Below are 17390 nucleotides of genomic sequence, written 5' to 3' on the forward strand. Positions count from 1 at the left end.
TGGCCCGCGGAGCTACAGATCCGCCGCGATATGCTTTAGCGCGGAAAGCGCCTGCGCCATCACGGGGCCATTGGCGATATCGGTCAGCTTGCGGGCGTAGCTCGGATCGGTGGCGTAACCGCCCTTCACGAGCGCGTGGGCGAAGCCCGCCACATCGTCGCCCCGTCCCACAGCCGCCGCGTAGCGGGGGCTACTGGAAACCATGTCGGCGTAATCCTTGAACGAATCGGAGGGCGAGTCGTACGCGCGGAAGCTGTCCTTGCGCCGAACGGCCACGCCGTCTTCGTATTCGACGGTGGGCACGTTCACGCGCTTGCCATCCCAACTGCTGCCAGCCTTGATGCCGAACATGTTGAAGCTGGTGGTGCTGCCCTGGGCAGGCATGTGCTTGCCCCAGCCGGTCTCGAGTGCGGCCTGCGCCAGCAGCGCACGCACGGACACGCCGAGCTTCTTCGCCGCCTCGATGGCGTGCGGCGCCAGCTTCTGCACGAATTCTTCCGGGCTGGAAATGGACAGCTTGCCTACCGCCCCCGCGACGGCATTGGCGCCATCGCCGACCGCACGCCCTGCCTGACCGAGCATGCGCTCGAGCGAGTCCATGAGCCCGCTGTCCTGATCCGACGGCGAGGACACAGCGGCCGCTGTCGATGCGTCACCCGTTACGCCTGCAAAGAGATCGTTCGACGCGCTGCCCTTGGCAGCGGTACCGCCAAGCTGGCGAACCAGCATGTCGGCGATGCCGATCCCCTTGCCCTGCGACAAGGTGAGCGACAACTGGTGATCGAACATGTCGCGGTAGGCGTCGACGGCCTGGGAACCCATGATGTCGTCGCCCAACGCCGAGCTGGCGTCGCGCATGGACTTCAGCATCATCTGCGTGAAGATCGACTCGAACTGCTTTGCTACCGTGGGCAAGGCGGCCTTCGAGTCCGTCTGCGCCGCCGAACGAAGGCCCGCGAACGCGGACATGTCCGTGTAGGTGCCAAGCCTCTGCGTATCGACGGGTGCGACCATGTCAGATCACCACGAGTTCGGCGTGCAGGGCACCGGATTCCTTGAGCGCCTGCAGAATGGAAATGAGATCGCTCGGCGATGCACCTACCTGGTTCACCGCGCGTACGATGGCGTCCAGGCTGGTGCCCGGCCCGAACTTGAACATGTGGCCGCCTTCTTCGCTCACCGCAACCTGGCTGCTGGGAACGACCGCGGTCTGTCCGCGGCTGAACGGCGCGGGCTGGCTGACCTGCGGCTGCTCGCTGATGGTGACCTGGATGGAGCCATGGGCCACCGCCGCAGCGCCGACCTTCACGTCCGAACCGATCACGACGGTGCCGGTCCGCGAATTCACGATGATCCTCGCGGGCGCGTCGCCCGGCGTGACTTCCAATGCCTGAATCGTCGAAAGCCAGCTCACGCGCTGCGACGGGTCCAGCGGCGCGCGCACCGCCACGGAGCCGGAGTCGATGGCATTGGCCGTACCCGCGCCGAAGCTCTGGTTCACCGCCTGCGCGATACGCGCAGCGGTGGTGAAGTCGGCCGTGTTGAGGTTGAGCATGAGGTCGCCGCCCTTGTCGAACGACGTGGCAACGCTGCGCTCGATGCTGGCACCGCCCGGAATGCGACCGCTGGCCGAGATGTTGACCTGCACGCTGGAGCCGCTCTTGCCCTGCGCACTGACGCCACCCACCACGACGCTACCCTGAGCGATCGCATAGACCTGGCCGTCGGCACCCTTCAGGGGCGACATCAGAAGTTCGCCGCCGCGGATGCTCTTTGCGTTGCCGATCGAAGCGACGGTGACGTCGATGCGCTGGCCCGGCTTGGCGAAGGGCGGCAGTTCGGCCGTGATCGTCACGGCCGCAGCGTTCTTCAACTGCGGGCGCACGTTGGCGGGCACGTTCACGCCGAACTGCTGGAGCATGTTCTCCAGGCTTTGCGTGGTGAAAGGCGCCTGGCTGGTCTGGTCGCCGCTGCCGTCGAGGCCGACGACCAGGCCATAGCCGATCAGCTGGTTGCTGCGCACGCCACCGACCTGCACGAGGTCGCGAATGCGATCGGCGTGCGCAGGAAGCATGGCGCCGAGAGCCAGCACGGCGGCAGCGGTGCGAACGATGGCGCGAAAGCGGCGCATGGCGTTCATCAGAAAGGCATCCACTTCGAGTCGAAGAAGCGCGACAGCCAGCCGCGCGTGTTGGCATCGGCGAGCGTGCCCTTGCCGACGTATTCGATGCGCGCATCGGCAACGCGGCTCGATGCCACGACGTTGTCGTTGCCGATGTCCTGCGGACGGACGATGCCCGAGATGCGGACCAGTTCCTCGCCCTGGTTGATCGTGAGCCACTTCTCGCCACGCACCACGAGTGCGCCGTTGGACAGTCGCTGGGCGACGGTGACGGTGATCTCGCCGGTGAGCTGATTGCTCTGGCTCGACGTGCCGTCACCTGCAAAAGCATTGTTGCTGGACAACGAGCTGTCGGCGCTCTTTCCGCCAATTTTCAGGCCCTGGCCCAGCAGGGTCGGCGACGAGATGGTGTTGCCGTTCTTCTTGTTCGTGCTCGTCGCGGCCTTCTTGCTCGCCTGCGTCGATTCCACGAGGGTGATCGTGAGGATGTCGCCGATGCGATGCGCACGCGGATCCGCGAACAGCTCCATGGACTGCTGGTCGGCGTAGATCGAGCCGGTAGCCTGCGGTTGCGCGGCGGGTTCGACCGGCAACGTAGCGGTGTACATTGGCTTGGGTGCGGGCGGCACCATCGCGCATCCGCCGAGCGCGAGCAGCGGCAGCGCGGAAACGAGAACTCGGGCGAAGGAACGATTCATGAGCGGTCTCAGGTCTTGTTGGAGATGAACTGGAGCATCTGATCCGCCGCCGAGATCGCCTTCGAGTTCATCTCGTAGGCGCGTTGCGTCTCGATCATGTTCACCATTTCCTCGACCACGTTGACGTTCGACGTTTCGAGGGAGTTCTGTTCGATCGTGCCCAGGCCGTTCAGTCCGGCGGTGCCGGTTTGCGGCGCGCCACTGGCGGCGGTCTCCAGGTACATGTTGTCGCCGCGCGGCTCGAGGCCCGCTGGGTTGACGAAGTCGGCGAGCTGGATGGTGCCGATCTGCTGCGAGGCGGCGTTGCCCGCCGTGGTGACGCTCACCGTGCCGTCCTTGCCGATACTGATGGTCGACGCGTTGGCGGGAATCGTGATGGCGGGCTCGATGGGATAGCCGTCGTTGGTCACGATCTGGCCGTCCTGATCGCGCTTCAGTGCGCCGTCGCGCGTGTAGCCCACCGTGCCGTCAGGCATCGTCACCTGCAGGAAGCCGCGGCCTTCGATGCGCATGTCGAGCGGGTTGTCCGACTGCTGCACGCCACCCTGCTGGAACATCTTCTGCGTACCGACGACACGCACGCCGGTACCGATCATGAGGCCGGTGGGCGACTGGGTCTGTTCGGTGGTCTGCGCGCCGGCCTGCCCACGGTTCTGGTAGGAAAGGTCCTCGAACTCCGCGCGCGAACGCTTGAACGCGGTCGTATTGGTGTTGGCGAGGTTATTCGACACGACATCCATGCGCGTCTGCTGCGCATCGAGGCCGGTCTTGGCGATCCAGAGGGACGTGAACATCGTTGACTCCTGCGCACTTGGCGCTCTACGTGCCGGCGACGGAATTGCGTCGCGCGACGGTGGTTATCCCACCTGTAGCAATTTCGATGCCGACTGGGCGTTCTCGTCGGCACTCTTGATGGAACGGACCTGCATCTCGAACTCGCGAGAGAGCGAAATCATCTTCACCAGCACGTCGGAAGGGTTGACGTTGCTCGACTCCAGCGTCCCCGAGACCAGCTTCACGTTGGCGTCGGCGGGGGCCTGGCTGCCGTCTTTCATGTGCATCAGGCCGTCGGCGGCGTAGCTGAGCTGATCGTTGCCCGGGTTCACCAGCTTGATCCGGTCGGTGGTGGCGACCGTGGCGGGCGACTCGCCCAGCGGCACGACGGAAATCGTGCCGTCGGAACCGATCTTCACGCTGGACGCCTGAGGAATCGTGATCGGACCGCCGCCGCCCAGCACCGCATTGCCGCGCACGTCCGTCAACAAACCGTCGGCGTCGATGCGCAGGTTGCCGGCGCGGGTATAGCCCTCGGTACCGTCCGGCGTCTGCACGGCGATCCACCCATCACCCTGGATCGACACGTCCAGGTCGTTACCGGTCTGCATCTGCTGTCCGGCCGTGGTATCCCAGCCCGTACCCTGGGCCACGCCATTGATGCGCGTCTTCAAGCCATCGCCGCTGACGGGCAGGCTCTGGAACGCGGACAGTTCCGCCTTGAAACCGGCCGTGTTGGCGTTGGCGAGGTTGTGCGCCACCTCGGCCTGCGCGCGCATGATCTGCGACGCGCCGGTCATGGCGACATATACGGAGCGGTCCATGGCGTTTTCCTCGTGAGCCGACGTTGGCGGACGCGGCGATGCCGCGCCCGCCGCCTACGTCAGTTGCGGATGTTGATGATCGTCTGGGTCAGCTTGTCGTCGGTGGAGATGACCTGCGCGTTCGCCTGGTAATTGCGCTGCGCCTTGATCATGTTCACCAGCTGCGCCGTGAGATCGGCGGTGTTGGACGATTCCAACTGGCCCGACTGCACGGTGCCCACGTCACCGGAGTTGCCCACGCCGCGAATCGGCTGACCCGACTCGGACGACGGCACCCAGTTGGTGTCGTTGAGCTGACGCAGCCCCTGGTTGTTGGCGAACGTGGCGAGAGCGAGCTGTCCCAGCGGCGTGGAAACACCGTTGGAATAGTTGGCCGTCACGGTTCCGTCCTTGGCGACGTCGATCTTCGAGAACTTGCCGGCCGGGTAGCCATCGGTAGGGCTCGCGGTGGTGGCGTAGTTGTCGCCGAACTGCGTGATCTTGTTCACGTCGACCGTGAGGTTCAGCGGCGCCGCGCCCGGGTTCGGAGACACCGCGCCGAAGTTGAGCTTGCCACCGGCCGGCGCGGTGATCGCGCCACCCTGGCTGAAGGTGATCGGCTGCGCGGTACCGACCTGCGTGCCATCGACGGTCATGTACGCGTTCCACGTGTTGGGCGCGGCGGCGTCCTTCACGTAGTAGACGTTGGTCGTGTGCGTCGCACCGAGCGAGTCGTAGGCCTGGAACGTCGACAGATAGTTGTAGGTCTGGTCGTTGGTGGGATCGAAGGCACCACCGGTCGGCGCCGTGGCGCTGGCCGAGAGGTTCGCGCTGAGGGTTACCGTGGTACTCGCCTTCGCCGGGCTGGAACCCGTGGTGATCTTGAGATCGGCCAGGGTACTCATGTCGTAGCCACCGCTGGCGGTCGGCGGGTAGACCTGCACGAACTGGCCGGTGGCGTTGACGATGTTGCCGTTGTCGTCCGGGTGGAAGTTACCGGCGCGCGTGTACGAATATCCGGCACCGTCGCGCAGCGTGAAGAAGCCTGCGCCGCTCAGACCGAAGTCGTAGGAGTTGCCGGTCTGGCTGAGCGTGCCATCGCTGAACTGCTGCGCGATGTTGGTCAGGCGCACGCCGCTGCCGGCGGCGTTGGCGGAAAGGTTCTCACCGGCAACCGAGTAGACCTGGGAGAACTCGGCGCGCGAGCCCTTGAAGCCCACCGTGTTGACGTTGGCGATGTTGTTGGCGGTGACTTCCAGGTCGGAAGACGCCGCGTTGATGCCGCTGAGGGCGATTTCGAATGGCATGGGGTATTCCTCGCTGGACTTACAGGATTTGCGCGATCTGACTGAGCAGGGCGCCGCCGTAACCGGCCACCTGCACGTAGGTACCGTCGGTGCCCGAGGCGCCGACGCCTTCCACCTTGCCGCGAACGAACGTGTCGATCGCGGTCCCGCCGGAAGTAGCGGATATCTGGTAAACGCCGTCGGCGAGCTGCGTGCCGTCGTCGGACTTGCCGTCCCAGGAGAACTTGACGAGGCCGGCATCCGGCTGGCCCAGCGGCAAGGTGCGCACGACGTTGCCGGCCTGATCCTTCACCGTCACGTTCACGTAGGTGCCGGAGCTGCCGACGTTCACGGCGCCGTTGAGCGCGCCATCGGTGAGCTTGCCGGCCGACGAAGGCACGAGCACTTCCTGACCCACCAGCGACGCGGCGCGAACGAACTGGTCGCCGGTCAGGTTGGTGGCCAGCGAGTCGAACGACTGCTGCAGCTCCTGCGTGGCCGCCACCTGCGAGAACTGCGCCATCTGGGCCACCATCTGCGTGGAGTCCATCGGCTTGGTCGGGTCCTGGTTGGTCATCTGGGTGACCATCAACTTCAGGAAATCCGATTGCGTGAGCGTCTGCTGCTGGAGCTGGCCCGACGACGACGTGGCGGTCGACGAGGAGGCGGCGGAACTGTTGCCGTTGATGGAATCGACCATGAGATGTCCTTACTTGCCGAGGTCCAGCGTCTTCTGCATGAGCTGCTTGGCGCTGTTCATGACTTCGACGTTGTTCTGGTAGGAGCGCGACGCGGAGATCATGTTGACCAGTTCGTCGACCGGGTTGACGTTGCTTGAATAGACGTAGCCGTTGGCGTCGGCCAGCGGATTGGAAGGCTCGTAACGTGACTGGATCGGCGCCTGACTCTCGGAAACGCCCAGTGTGCGCACGCCGCCGTTTTCCATCTCGCCGTTGACCTGCTGCTGCACGGCCGAGAACAACGGCTGCTTCGCGCGGTAGGCCCCGGCTTCGCTGCTGGCGAGGCTGTCGGCATTGGCCATGTTGCTGGCGGTGGTGTTGAGTCGCGCGGACTGCGCGGCCATGCCGGAACCGGCGACGTCGAAGATCTTGAGCAGGCTCATGAGCTGGACCCCGTGATGGCGAGACGCATGGTGTGGATCTGGCCGTTGATGAAGCTGAGGGAGGCTTGGTAATGGATGGCGTTGGCCGCGAACTGCGCCTGTTCGACCTGGGTGTCGACGGTGTTGCCGTCCATCGTGGGCTGGGTCTCGGCGCGGTAGGCGAGCTTGCCGGCGTCGGCGAGTGCCACAGCGGGATTGCCGCCAATGTGGCCGGGTTCCGTTGCCGTCATCGGCAGGGACGTACCCTCGGCGGCACCGGTGGCGGCGGCCATCGCCTTGCGGAAATCGAGATCACGGGCGAGAAAGCCCGGCGTATCGGCGTTGGCGAGGTTGGAGGAAATGACCTCCGCACGGCGCTGCCACAGGCCGAGGGCCTGTGCGTGTACGCCGAACAATGCATCCGATTTGTCGAGCATGGGCTCTTACCCCTGTGACCTTGGCCCGAGGGGTTGAGCAATTCGCGTGCCATATCGCCGCCGGCCGCTGCAAACGGCGCTGTAGCGCCGTTCGGGCCGTTGGCTGGGCTATTGGGAGGGGGCGAGTGTCGGAATTCCGGCGCTTGCGGCGACGGCGTGTCGCCGCTACCCCTGGAACAGGACGGATCGCGCCGTCAGGCGGGCAGCAGTTCCAGCACAGCGGTCGCCAGGATGTCCGGCTGGAACTTGGCGATGAAGCGGTCGGCGCCCACGCGCTCGACCATCGCCTCATTGAAGACGCCGCTCAGGGAGCTGTGCAGCAGCACCTTGAGGTGGCGCAGTCGCGCATCCTCACGGATGGCACGGGTCAGCGCATAGCCGTCCATCGACGGCATTTCGATATCGGAAACGACCAGGGCGACACGCTCGGCGGCGGGCCCCGCGGCCATGCGATGAAGAGTCTCGAGTCCTTCGGACCCGTCCTTGGCGATCACGCACTCCAGATCCATCTTGCGGAACAGCTCCACGAGTTGCGTGCGCGCAACGAGCGAATCGTCCACCACCAGCAGACGGCGGTTGCGCGCAGGTTGCACCTGGGCCGCGTGCTGCACGTTTTCAGAGAGTTCCACCGCGTGCGGATCGACGCTCGCCAGGACCTGCTCGACGTCGACGATGGCGATGAGGTCACCATCCAGACGGGTCACGGCGTTGACCCGGGGGCCGTAGCCGAGCGCGGAGGGGGGCGCCGCCATCTGGGCACCATCGACATGCACGATGCGGTCCACGTCGGAGACCAGGAATCCCTGCACCGAGCGGTTGAATTCGGTGACGATGAGGTGCGCACTGTCGACGGTTGCCAGCGGCGGGTAGCCCATCGCCGCAGCGAGATCCACTACGGGGATCGTATGGCCCCGGTAATCGAAACTCCCGGCGACCAGGTCATGCATGCTGGGCATGTGTTCCAGCCGCGGCCGACGCAGAACCTCGCGAACCTTGAACACGTTGATGCCGAAGGCCTGCCGCTCGCCCAGCCGAAACAACAGCATGGCCACGCGATTGTGCCCGGCCAGGCGGGTGAAGGTTTCCACGGTGTCGAGAAGCGGTCGTGCCATGGGCGGGCATGTCGTCGAGAGAGGTATGCGATCCGTATCGGCGGCCTCGACATTTTCTGTAGGTGCGTTCGGCACAACGCCGATCTCGCGGCATCCAGAGGCGCCGGGCTTGTCCGTCGCACCCCAAGGACATTCTTGCCTGTGGGCGCACTCCTCATGGCAGCGAAGGCGACACGTCAATGGCACGGCGATTGCTTGACTCAAGAAAACCGGCCCCCGACCGATCTAAAGGGGCGACTAACCGACCAAGCGAAAGCGAAATCATGACCCTCCTCTGGAGCCAGCACGTCCGCCTCATCGCCCATGCCGCTGCCAGTGGCGACGCCGCGCGAGTCCGCGCGCTCGCCGCGCAATATCCGGCCGCTGCCAGCGCGATGGGCGCCCTGCTCAAGCCTGCCGAGCCCCGTACCGTGGCGGCCACCACGATCCAGGCGATCGAACAGCAAGGCATGACGCTGACCAATACGCAGGCGCTGGGCACGACCCTGCAAGAACTCGGCACGGCGATCGAAGGCGCCCGCGATACCGCCGGGCGTTTGACGGACGCCAGCGCCAGGATTTCGACGGCCATCGACCAGGCCCTTTCCGGCGTCGCCGGCATCGTGGACGCCGACACGAATGGGCAGGCGACTTCCGCCGAGCTGGACGGCCAGTTGCGTCTGCTGCGCAGCGCCCTGTCCGGCATGAGCCGTAACCACGCCCAGTTCGCCGAATACTTCACGGCCATCCGCAAGCTCACGGCGACGGTGCAGGACATCGCCCACCAGACCAACCTCGTCGCCCTCAATGCCGCCATCGAGGCGGCGCGTGCGGGTGAAGCCGGTCGCGGCTTCGCCGTCGTGGCGGACGAAGTGAAGCAGTTGGCGGAAAAGACCACCCAGGCCACCGCTGAGATCGACCAGGTCACCCAGGCCGTCGGCGAATTCTCCGGCCACCTGGACGACACCGTCCAAACCAGCCTGCGGCGCCTCGAACAATCGCAGTCCGGCATCGCCGGCATGCAAAGCTCGCTGGGGCGCATCGACGACGCTGTGCGCGGTGCGCGCGGCAGCCTCGAATCCGCTCGCGAGGGCATGCTGGCCATGCAGGGTCGCGTCGCGGCCATCCAGGCCAGCCAGGCCACCGTCGGCCGCGTGGCGAACGAAGTGCGCAGGCAGGCCGACTCGGCGGCGCGCGCGGCCGTATTGGCGCATCGCCTGGGCCTCGCCCGGCTCGAGACCGAGGGCAACCTCGATGCAGCCAGCCTCAGCCAGATGATCCGCGAGGCAAGCCAGGGTCTGCGCTATGCCCTCGAGCTCGCCTCGCGCGACCCGTCCGGCCTCGACCGCCGTTGGCTCGATACCACGCCGCTGATGCGCTGCATCGACCAGCTCCGCGCGCTTCGTCCGGATGGCTCGGCCGATGCCGTGCGTGCGGCCGGTGAGCGTTTCTCGACGCTGGCCTCGCAGTACGCGATCACTCTGGGCGAAGGGCGCCACGCCGACGCCGGCCACATGCTGCCTGGCCTTACCCGGGAGCTGGACGCGATCACGCACGGTCTGTCCGCTTCGCTGGCCGAGCGCGCTGCATGATGCGTCGCGTCCTCGCTGTCGCCACGACCGCCGCCCTGCTCGCCTGCCCGCTCTGCGCGGTAGCCGCGCAGTCGCTGGACGTCGTGCGCGCTACGGCGGTGGACTGGCTGCAACAGCACCGCACGCTGCCCGGCGCACGCATGACGGCGGAAGCCGGCACGCTCGACAGCCGTCTGCATCTCGCCGATTGCCCGAGTCCGCTCGACGCATCACTGCCCGGTAACCGGCCCCTGGGGGCTCGCGTCAGCGTCATCGTCCGCTGCCCCGTACCCGGCGGCTGGACGGTACGGGTACCGGTCAGCGTGAAGATGTTCACCAGTGTCCTGGTCACCAGCCGGCCGCTTGCGCGCGGGGATGGCATCGGCGCCGCCGACGTCCATGCCGAGGAGCGCGACGTTGCCAGTCTCGCCTACGGTTACGTGGCGGGCCTCGATCAGATCGGCGGTCGCGCCCTGGCACGCCCGCTCAACGCGGGTACGGTACTCACCCCCGGCATGCTCGCCGGCCGACAGGCGGTGCGCATCGGCGACGCCGTAAGCATGGAGGCCAATGTCGACGGCGTGACGATCCGTGCGGAGGGCGTCGCCATGGGTGCGGGCGACACAGGCGCCCGGCTCAAAGTTCGAAACGCCTCATCGGGCAAGATCCTCGACGCGATCGTCAGCGGCCCGGGGACCGTGGCCGTCCTTCCCTGACTGAAACCGGAACCAGCTCACATATCACGGCCATTGGCCGGTTAAAGTTCGCCGACGGACCGCCGATACAGGGTCTGACGGAACACCAGCTCCGAGGGACACACCCATGACCAACACGATCAAGCCCGGCCTTCAGGCTCCCCAGCCCCAGGTGCAGCTGCGCTCTCAGAACACTGCTGCCGGCTCCGCCAGCGCAGCGTCGGGCACGGTTGCCAGCCGCCCGAGCGACGACAGCGTCAAGATCACCGACTCAGCCAAGGCGCTCGACGCCGCCAGCCGGGGCGACGGCATCGACACGAAGCGCGTGGAAGACATCCGCGCCCGCGTCGCCGATGGCACGTACAAGCCCGATGCCCAGGCCATTGCGAGCAAGCTCCTCGCGATGGAAGGCCAGATGGGTGGCGCGAAAGCATGAGCGGCCCGCTCGGCCCCGACTTCGATACGGCGCTCGTTGCCGTGATGGGCGACCTCGCTCGAGAAGTCGACGCCCTGCACGCCAGCCTGGTCGAAGAACGCATGGCGCTCGACCAGGCTGACTCAGCCGCGCTCGAAGCAGCCGGCCGCACGAAGAGCGGCCTGCTGGACCGCATCGAAAAACTGGAGGTCGAACGCCGCCAGTTGTCCGACGCTTCCGGCATCGACAGCCTGAACGACCCACGCTGGGCGCACACGCTGGATCGCCTTCGCGAATGCCGGCAACTCAACGAAGTGAATGGCCGCATCGTCGGCCAACGGATCGGCCAGGTTCGCCAGGCGCTCGCACTGATCTCTGGCGAGGGCCCGGCAGGCAGCACCTACGGTCCCGATGGCGTCGCCAAGGTAAGACTCCGTTCCGCGATGCTTGCCCAGGTTTGATCCCTACGAAACAGCGACACTCAAGGCACCACCCAGACGGCGAGAAGGAAGCAATGGCAGTAACTCCCCAAGCTGTCGCGGTAAACGACGACGGCATCCTCCCCATCGTCCGCGTGCCCATTCTCGACCGGAAACAATCGCTGTTCGCCTACGAACTGCTCTTTCCGCGTCCTATCGGCAGCGACATTGATGCCGCATCGCTTGCCCATACCCAGGCGACGTTGAGCGCGATTGCCGACGGCAGCCTCAAGCGCCTCGTTCGCGACAACCGCGCATTCCTGCACATGTCGCGTGAGCTGCTGCTCGAGCACGCCGACATCCTGCGTCACAACGCACGATTGGGCGCCAGCATCAGCGCCGATGTCGGCACCGACGAAGACCTGCTGCTCAAGCTCCGCGAGCTGAAAGGTCACGGGTGCCTGTTCATGCTGGAAGACTTCAACCTGCCGGCAGACCCGGAGCACCGCGCGGGTGTCGATGCCCTACTGCGGATCGTTCAATTCGCCAAGGTTGCCGTGAATCACCGCCACCCCGTGGCGGCGCGCGCGCACATGGATTACGTCCATGCGTTCGGCGTCAAGGTGATCGTCACCGGTATCGATGACCACGAAACCTTCGTGGACTACGCCGAGCAGGACGTGGACGGCTTCCAGGGCAAATACCTGCTTCGTCCGGAGCGAGTGGACATGCCCCGCCTCACGCCGAGCAAGCTCGGTGTGCTGCGCCTCATGGGCGCGCTGCAGGACCCGGACAACGGCCCCGTCGAGCTTGGCAAGATCATTCGCGATGACGCCATCCTCAGCTACAAGCTCCTCGGTTGCGTGAACTCGGCGTACTTCGCGCTGCCTCGCCAGCTCAAGTCCGTGGAGCAGGCGGCGGTGTTCTTCGGCGTCAACCGCATGCGCAACTGGATATTCACCATGGCCGTCTCGGGCATGGACGAGCGTCCGCCGGAATTGCTTCGTCTGGCGCTGATCCGCGCGCACATGTGCGAAAAACTGGCGCGCGCGGTGAAGCCGGACTTGCAGGAGATGGCGTTCACGGCGGGCCTGTTCTCGCTTCTCGATACGCTCATGAACGTATCGATGGCCTACGTGCTCGAACACCTGCCCCTGGCTATCGAGATTCGCGAAGCGCTGCTCGAAGGCACCGGGCCATTCGCACCCATCCTCGACCAGATCCGTCATTGGGAACAGGGCGAACTGGAGAGCGGTTCGTCGCTCTCCGAACACGCCGTATCCGCGATGGCCGCGATCTATGTGGAAGCCGCGAGTTGGGCCGACCACGTCTACGCGTTCGCCGACGGCTCCGCTACGGCAGAGGCCTAACGAAGAAGGCGCCGGCTATCCTGCCGGCGTCCGCTGCTGCACTCGCCAGATCGCAAGCCCTCCGCCCAGTACGGCGAAGAGAAGCCAGACGCTGGCGGTCATGGCGTCGTGTACCAACCACATGGCGCCCGCTACCGCCGTCACCACCACGGCGCCGATACCGATCGCGAACAACGCATCGCCACGCAGACGGCTGGCCTGCGCCAGCAGCAGTGCGCCGACGGCAGCCATCAGAAACGCCGCAAGCCGAACGATCAGCACGGCGGCCGGCGGCTCCGGCAAGGCCGGTAGCACGTCGAGCAGGCTGCGCTCCCCCACCTGCACGTCGAAACCGTCGCCACCCTCGCGATTGCTGGCAGGCACGAGTGTGTCGCCGTCGATCCGGGCGAGCACCGTCATCGACTGCAAGGGCACGGCTTCCCAACTCACTCGGAGATCACCGAGCCGCGGATGCGCCGGCTTGCTGCTGGTGACCAGGGCGTCGTCGACGCGCTGAAACGTGGCGGCAAAATTGGGCGGCAACTTCTTCTCGTCCGGCGGTACGCTGACCCTGCCCGGAAACGCGCGAAGAATCGGCTCGGACAGCTTGAAGTTGCCGAGCTTCACCTCACCCGCCTCGAACTGCCGCCCCTGCACCGGAAAGGCACCGGGGTTCACGTGCCCGGCAGGCTTGGCGAAGCTGGTCGCGTCAATCGGTCGATCGACCCAATCGAGTTCGTAATGGGTGGCGCCGCCGACGGTGATCTCACGCCACTGGAACATCTCCACGTGACGGATGAGGATCGGCGATTCCGCGCTGACGTTGAACTCCTTGTCGCGCGGTGCCTCGACGATCTGCGGCACGCCGCTGACGCGGGTGAGCGAGCCGTACTGGCCAGCCGTGGGACGCCCGGCCGCACCGAGGTCCAGCACCGGCGCACCGTGGCGCGCCAGCGCGGCGGCGTAGTCCATCACGCGGCGCTCGTTCCATGCGATCAGGCCCAGTCCAGCCAGCAACAGGATCGCGCCGGCCACCCGGAAACCCAGGGCCACGCCAGCCTGCTTCACCTTGTACCTCGACGTCATCCTGCCCCCTTCATGCAGTCGCCCAGCCCTCGGTTCCGGCTAGTCGCTCAAGCATATCGGCCGCGAAGTAGCGGCCTTTATCGTCCTTTTTCACCGAAGCGACGGCGCAAGCGGGATCGTGGGTGAAAAACAGCCTCACATCGCGCGCGATCTTGTCGTCCAGAAAGGCCTTCTTTTCGTCGATAAGCTTCTCCGGCCAGCGGTCGTAGCCCATCGTCACGGGCAGATGCACCCAGGGCCGCCCCGGTATGAGGTCGGCGCAGAATACGACGCCCGCCACTTCCGCCAGCATCAATCCTGGCGTGTGACCTTCCGAAAACTCGAAGCGCACGGCCTTACCGAGCGACGACGACGCGCCCTCTCGCACCAGTTCGAGCCGACCACTGTGTTCCAGCAGTTGGACGATCTCCGGAATGAACGAGGCGCGGTCGCGCGGATGAGGATCGCGAGCGCGTGCCCAATGCTCGGCACCGACAAGGAACCGCGCATTCGGGAACAACAACCGCGCCGGCTCGCCCTCCGCCCATGGCGCAAGCAATCCACCGGCATGATCGAAATGCAGATGGGAAAGCACCACCGCGTCGATGTCTTCGTGACGCAACCCCGCCTCGGCCAGCGAATCGAGGAGAACGTGTCGTTCCTCGACCACGCCATAGCGTTCGCGCATGGCGGGGTCGAAGAACGCGCCGATCCCCGTTTCGAAAAGGACTTTGCGGCCGTCGAGATCGGTCACCAGCAGGCAGCGGCACGCAAGCGGGATGCGGTTGTGCTCATCGGGCTCGATCCAGCGCGACCACATGGCACGCGGCGCATTGCCGAACATCGCGCCGCCGTCGAGCCGCTGCGAGTTGCCGATCAACGACCAGAGTTTCATGCGTGCGTCCTCATTGCACCTTGCCGAGTCCCGAAGGCCGCCGTGGATCGCTCGCGGCCTCCAGCGTCTGCGTACGATGATCCCAGGTCACCACGTTCATGAACCCCCAGGGCGAACGATTCTTGAGCACGTGCCCCATGTCGGTCAGCGTCTTGGCCGTGGCGTCGTCGAATACGCCAGCCTCCACGTCCACGCGGTCGGGCAGGTATTGATGGTGATAGCGCTTTTGCGCGGTGATCTGCGATGCGCTCTTGCCATCGACGAAGGCCAGAATGCCCTCGAGCACCTGCGTGATGATGGTGGAACCACCTGGCGAACCGATCACCGCGGTGCGATCGGCACCGAACACGAAGCTCGGCGACATCGACGACAGCATGCGCTTGCCGGGTGCGGGGGCGTTGGCGAGTGTGCCGCGCAAGCCGAACGCGTTCGGCTGTCCCGGCACGAGCGCGAAGTCGTCCATCTCGTCGTTGAGCACCACGCCGGTGCCCTTCGCGATGAAGCCCGAACCGAATTCGAGATTCACCGTCAACGTGGAGGCCACCATGTTGCCGTCCGCGTCGATGATCGAAAAATGCGTGGTGTGCATGCCCGGCTCCGGCGCCATGGCGGTCGGCAGCAGGTCGGAGGGCGTCGCCTTCTCGGGAGAAATCGTGGCGCGCAGCCCGTCCGCGTAATACGGCGACAGCAGCATGTCGAGCGGCATCTTCACGAAGTCCGGATCGCCGAGGTATTCGTTGTGATCGCGGAACGCGCGGCGCATCGCCTCGATCGTGAGATGCGTGGCGTGGGCGGCATCGAGCTTGGTCAGGTCGAAGCCGGAAAGAATGTTGAGCACCTCCGCAATCGCCACGCCACCCGACGACGGCGGAGGCGCGGTGACGATGCGATAACCTTTGTAGTCCACGCGCAGGGGTTCGCGCTCCTTCACTTTGTAAGCTTCGAGATCGGACGCTTGCCAGTTGCCCCCGGCATCGCGCGATGCGGAGACGAGCAGCGCGGCCGTTTCACCCTTGTAGAACCCATCGGCGCCCTTCGCCGCAAGACGCTCGAGCGTACGCGCCAGATCGGGCTGGCGAAGTGTCCAGCCCTGCTGCGGCACCTTGCCGCCCGGCAGATACACCGCCGCGGAAGCCGGATAACGGGCGAGCACCGCCTTGCGATCGTCGATGGCGCTGAGGAAACGCGCGTCGGGCTGGAAACCTTCCTTGGCGATGCGGATGGCCGGCGCGAGCGACACGGAGAGCGGCAGCTTGCCGTAGTGCTCGGCCATCCAGACCAGGCCGGCCGGCTCACCCGGAATGCCCGCCGAAAGCGGACCGTTGGTCGACACGTCACGATTCGGCTTGCCGTCCTTGCCGACGTAGGTCTTCATGTCCACGGCCTGCGGTGCCGTCTCGCGCGCGTCGAGGAATACGTCGCGGTTATCCGATGCACGATGCAGCAGGGCCATGAAGCCACCACCGATGCCGGAACTCTGCTGCTCGACCACCGCCAGGGTGGACGCCACGGCTACCGCTGCGTCGAACGCGTTACCGCCCTTGCCCAGCACTTCGAAACCGGCGTTGGTGGCGAGGAAGTTGGCACTGGCAATCGCCGCGTGCCCGGGTCCCCGCGAAGGAGCCGGCGTGTCGAGCGCAGCCGCCTGCCCGGCGGTGACGACAAGAAGAAAGCTCGCGGCGAGCATGCGCCACGACGGGGCACGGACCATAGGGTTGTCTCCGATGGGGATATCGACGCGGACGAGATTACCGCATGACGCCCGGGCGAACGCTTATTTGGCGTTCTGCGCCATCAGGTGCTCGTACTTGAGCATGAGCTGCTCGCGGGTCTCCACGTGGTCCGGATCGTGTGGAATGCATTCCACCGGGCACACCTCGACGCACTGCGGGTTGTCGAAATGCCCGACGCACTCGGTGCAGAGGTTGGGATCGATCACGTAATACTGCTCGCCGAGCGATATGGCCTTGTTCGGGCACACCGGCTCGCACACGTCGCAGTTGACGCAGGTGTCGAGGATCAGGAGGGACATGTGGGCATTTTAGCATCCGCCGCGTCCCACAACATGGTAGGAGCCGCTACAGCGGCGAGCGAAACATGCCTCGCCGCTTATCCGCTCCGTTGGCTTCTCGCCGCTATAGCGGCTCCCACATTACATCGCGACGAAGCGGAAGGTCGCGCCGCTCGGGGCCACGGCGTCAGCCACGCGCTGTTGGTCGGCCTGATCGCCGATGAACAGCACGATCACGTTCTTGAACGAACCGGCGTTGGCACCCTTGAACGCTTCGATCATCAGATCGGCGGTCTTGGCCGAGTCCGGGCCACCGAAGACGAGCATGTTGCCCGGCGTGACGCCGCGGGCGACCGTGCCCTGCACGTTCTCGAGCTGGCGTGCACGACCGTCCTGACCGGCCTGGTCGTCACCGGCGGGCACGAAATACGGGAACGGACGGTCCGCCGTCATGCCCTGCATGTTCTTCCGGACGATCTGGCCGAAGTACTGGCTCCACGCCTTGGTATCGCTCGGGTTGGTCGGCTTCGCGACGGCAGCTTCCTGCTGCGTGGCAGCCTGGTCGGTGTCTTCGGACTTGTTGCAGGCCGAAAGGGCCAGGGCGGCGGTCAGGGCCACGGACGCGGCGAGGACGAACTTACGCATGATGATCACCTT

Annotated in this window: 20 protein-coding genes; 5 read left to right on the plus strand and 15 right to left on the minus strand. The window is 65.8% G+C overall.

The features are described from left to right. Positions 1-12: 12 nt before the first annotated feature. The 10 genes from flgJ to BT115_RS06930 all read right to left on the minus strand — a co-directional run bounded on the left by flgJ (position 13) and on the right by BT115_RS06930 (position 8334). The gene (flgJ, locus tag BT115_RS06885; protein ID WP_072321727.1) at positions 13-1014 is read right to left on the minus strand and encodes a flagellar assembly peptidoglycan hydrolase FlgJ; all 1002 of its coding nucleotides are present in this window, start codon (positions 1012-1014) and stop codon (positions 13-15) included. A 1-nt stretch (position 1015) separates the two neighbouring features. Beyond that, positions 1016-2140 (minus strand): flagellar basal body P-ring protein FlgI, encoded by a 1125-nt coding sequence (locus BT115_RS06890; protein ID WP_250338465.1) that lies wholly within the window; start codon positions 2138-2140, stop codon positions 1016-1018. Continuing rightward, entirely contained in the window at positions 2140-2820 is a 681-nt protein-coding gene (flgH, locus tag BT115_RS06895; protein ID WP_072321728.1) for a flagellar basal body L-ring protein FlgH, read from the minus strand. The genes BT115_RS06890 and flgH overlap by 1 nt, the downstream gene beginning before the upstream one ends. Before the next feature lie 8 nt (positions 2821-2828). After that, the gene (gene flgG / locus BT115_RS06900) at positions 2829-3614 is read right to left on the minus strand and encodes a flagellar basal-body rod protein FlgG (protein ID WP_072321729.1); all 786 of its coding nucleotides are present in this window, start codon (positions 3612-3614) and stop codon (positions 2829-2831) included. Between the two features lie 63 nt (positions 3615-3677). After that, the gene (flgF, locus tag BT115_RS06905) at positions 3678-4418 is read right to left on the minus strand and encodes a flagellar basal-body rod protein FlgF (RefSeq protein ID WP_072321730.1); all 741 of its coding nucleotides are present in this window, start codon (positions 4416-4418) and stop codon (positions 3678-3680) included. Between the two features lie 59 nt (positions 4419-4477). After that, positions 4478-5704: a flagellar hook protein FlgE gene (gene flgE, locus BT115_RS06910; protein ID WP_072321731.1), complete on the minus strand. Its 1227-nt coding sequence runs from the start codon at positions 5702-5704 to the stop codon at positions 4478-4480. A gap of 19 nt (positions 5705-5723) precedes the next feature. Then, complete coding sequence (locus tag BT115_RS06915; protein WP_072321732.1) at positions 5724-6383, minus strand: flagellar hook assembly protein FlgD; 660 nt, start codon at positions 6381-6383, stop codon at positions 5724-5726. A 9-nt stretch (positions 6384-6392) separates the two neighbouring features. Then, positions 6393-6806 carry a flagellar basal body rod protein FlgC gene (gene flgC / locus BT115_RS06920; protein WP_072321733.1) on the minus strand — a complete coding sequence of 138 codons (414 nt, stop codon included), beginning with the start codon at positions 6804-6806 and terminating at the stop codon, positions 6393-6395. Next, positions 6803-7222, minus strand: a complete 420-nt coding sequence (flgB, locus tag BT115_RS06925) for a flagellar basal body rod protein FlgB (protein WP_072321734.1) — start codon at positions 7220-7222, stop codon at positions 6803-6805. The genes flgC and flgB overlap by 4 nt, the downstream gene beginning before the upstream one ends. 194 nt (positions 7223-7416) lie before the next feature. After that, the gene (locus tag BT115_RS06930) at positions 7417-8334 is read right to left on the minus strand and encodes a chemotaxis protein (protein ID WP_072321735.1); all 918 of its coding nucleotides are present in this window, start codon (positions 8332-8334) and stop codon (positions 7417-7419) included. Between the two features lie 263 nt (positions 8335-8597). Between BT115_RS06930 and BT115_RS06935 the strand changes: the two genes are divergently transcribed. From BT115_RS06935 to BT115_RS06955, 5 genes are all read left to right on the plus strand, one after another. After that, positions 8598-9905, plus strand: coding sequence for a methyl-accepting chemotaxis protein (locus tag BT115_RS06935; protein WP_072321736.1), 1308 nt, complete (start codon positions 8598-8600; stop codon positions 9903-9905). Continuing rightward, on the plus strand, positions 9902-10600 hold the full coding sequence (gene flgA, locus BT115_RS06940) for a flagellar basal body P-ring formation chaperone FlgA (protein ID WP_072321737.1): 699 nt from the start codon (positions 9902-9904) through the stop codon (positions 10598-10600). Before BT115_RS06935 ends, flgA begins: the two co-directional genes overlap by 4 nt. Positions 10601-10706: 106 nt before the next feature. Next, on the plus strand, positions 10707-11015 hold the full coding sequence (gene flgM / locus BT115_RS06945; protein WP_072321738.1) for a flagellar biosynthesis anti-sigma factor FlgM: 309 nt from the start codon (positions 10707-10709) through the stop codon (positions 11013-11015). Beyond that, positions 11012-11455, plus strand: coding sequence for a flagella synthesis protein FlgN (locus BT115_RS06950; RefSeq protein ID WP_072321739.1), 444 nt, complete (start codon positions 11012-11014; stop codon positions 11453-11455). Before flgM ends, BT115_RS06950 begins: the two co-directional genes overlap by 4 nt. Positions 11456-11508: 53 nt before the next feature. Next, entirely contained in the window at positions 11509-12783 is a 1275-nt protein-coding gene (locus BT115_RS06955; protein ID WP_072321740.1) for an EAL and HDOD domain-containing protein, read from the plus strand. Between the two features lie 15 nt (positions 12784-12798). On the opposite strand, the gene BT115_RS06960 is transcribed toward BT115_RS06955, so the two are convergent. From BT115_RS06960 to BT115_RS06980, 5 genes are all read right to left on the minus strand, one after another. Further along, a complete protein-coding gene (locus tag BT115_RS06960; protein WP_072321741.1) occupies positions 12799-13848 on the minus strand; it encodes a TMEM43 family protein in 1050 nt (349 codons plus the stop codon). A 10-nt stretch (positions 13849-13858) separates the two neighbouring features. Beyond that, entirely contained in the window at positions 13859-14722 is an 864-nt protein-coding gene (locus BT115_RS06965; RefSeq protein ID WP_072321742.1) for an MBL fold metallo-hydrolase, read from the minus strand. Between the two features lie 10 nt (positions 14723-14732). Beyond that, positions 14733-16433, minus strand: coding sequence for a gamma-glutamyltransferase (ggt, locus tag BT115_RS06970; protein WP_072321743.1), 1701 nt, complete (start codon positions 16431-16433; stop codon positions 14733-14735). Positions 16434-16496: 63 nt separating this feature from the next. Then, a complete protein-coding gene (locus BT115_RS06975; RefSeq protein WP_072321744.1) occupies positions 16497-16754 on the minus strand; it encodes a YfhL family 4Fe-4S dicluster ferredoxin in 258 nt (85 codons plus the stop codon). 120 nt (positions 16755-16874) lie between these two features. Beyond that, on the minus strand, positions 16875-17378 hold the full coding sequence (locus BT115_RS06980; RefSeq protein WP_072322294.1) for a hypothetical protein: 504 nt from the start codon (positions 17376-17378) through the stop codon (positions 16875-16877). Between the last annotated feature and the right edge of the window lie 12 nt (positions 17379-17390).

The organism is Luteibacter sp. UNCMF366Tsu5.1 (genome assembly GCF_900119235.1).
Taxonomy (GTDB): domain Bacteria; phylum Pseudomonadota; class Gammaproteobacteria; order Xanthomonadales; family Rhodanobacteraceae; genus Luteibacter; species Luteibacter flocculans.

Bases quoted from the DNA above. Each gene is read 5' to 3' on its own strand.
- flgJ (WP_072321727.1), bottom strand. From the start codon at position 1,014: ATGGTCGCACCCGTCGATACGCAGAGGCTTGGCACCTACACGGACATG.
- BT115_RS06890 (WP_250338465.1), bottom strand. From the start codon at position 2,140: ATGAACGCCATGCGCCGCTTTCGCGCCATCGTTCGCACCGCTGCCGCC.
- flgH (WP_072321728.1), bottom strand. From the start codon at position 2,820: ATGAATCGTTCCTTCGCCCGAGTTCTCGTTTCCGCGCTGCCGCTGCTC.
- flgG (WP_072321729.1), bottom strand. From the start codon at position 3,614: ATGTTCACGTCCCTCTGGATCGCCAAGACCGGCCTCGATGCGCAGCAG.
- flgF (WP_072321730.1), bottom strand. From the start codon at position 4,418: ATGGACCGCTCCGTATATGTCGCCATGACCGGCGCGTCGCAGATCATG.
- flgE (WP_072321731.1), bottom strand. From the start codon at position 5,704: ATGCCATTCGAAATCGCCCTCAGCGGCATCAACGCGGCGTCTTCCGAC.
- BT115_RS06915 (WP_072321732.1), bottom strand. From the start codon at position 6,383: ATGGTCGATTCCATCAACGGCAACAGTTCCGCCGCCTCCTCGTCGACC.
- flgC (WP_072321733.1), bottom strand. From the start codon at position 6,806: ATGAGCCTGCTCAAGATCTTCGACGTCGCCGGTTCCGGCATGGCCGCG.
- flgB (WP_072321734.1), bottom strand. From the start codon at position 7,222: ATGCTCGACAAATCGGATGCATTGTTCGGCGTACACGCACAGGCCCTC.
- BT115_RS06930 (WP_072321735.1), bottom strand. From the start codon at position 8,334: ATGGCACGACCGCTTCTCGACACCGTGGAAACCTTCACCCGCCTGGCC.
- BT115_RS06935 (WP_072321736.1), top strand. From the start codon at position 8,598: ATGACCCTCCTCTGGAGCCAGCACGTCCGCCTCATCGCCCATGCCGCT.
- flgA (WP_072321737.1), top strand. From the start codon at position 9,902: ATGATGCGTCGCGTCCTCGCTGTCGCCACGACCGCCGCCCTGCTCGCC.
- flgM (WP_072321738.1), top strand. From the start codon at position 10,707: ATGACCAACACGATCAAGCCCGGCCTTCAGGCTCCCCAGCCCCAGGTG.
- BT115_RS06950 (WP_072321739.1), top strand. From the start codon at position 11,012: ATGAGCGGCCCGCTCGGCCCCGACTTCGATACGGCGCTCGTTGCCGTG.
- BT115_RS06955 (WP_072321740.1), top strand. From the start codon at position 11,509: ATGGCAGTAACTCCCCAAGCTGTCGCGGTAAACGACGACGGCATCCTC.
- BT115_RS06960 (WP_072321741.1), bottom strand. From the start codon at position 13,848: ATGACGTCGAGGTACAAGGTGAAGCAGGCTGGCGTGGCCCTGGGTTTC.
- BT115_RS06965 (WP_072321742.1), bottom strand. From the start codon at position 14,722: ATGAAACTCTGGTCGTTGATCGGCAACTCGCAGCGGCTCGACGGCGGC.
- ggt (WP_072321743.1), bottom strand. From the start codon at position 16,433: ATGGTCCGTGCCCCGTCGTGGCGCATGCTCGCCGCGAGCTTTCTTCTT.
- BT115_RS06975 (WP_072321744.1), bottom strand. From the start codon at position 16,754: ATGTCCCTCCTGATCCTCGACACCTGCGTCAACTGCGACGTGTGCGAG.
- BT115_RS06980 (WP_072322294.1), bottom strand. From the start codon at position 17,378: ATGCGTAAGTTCGTCCTCGCCGCGTCCGTGGCCCTGACCGCCGCCCTG.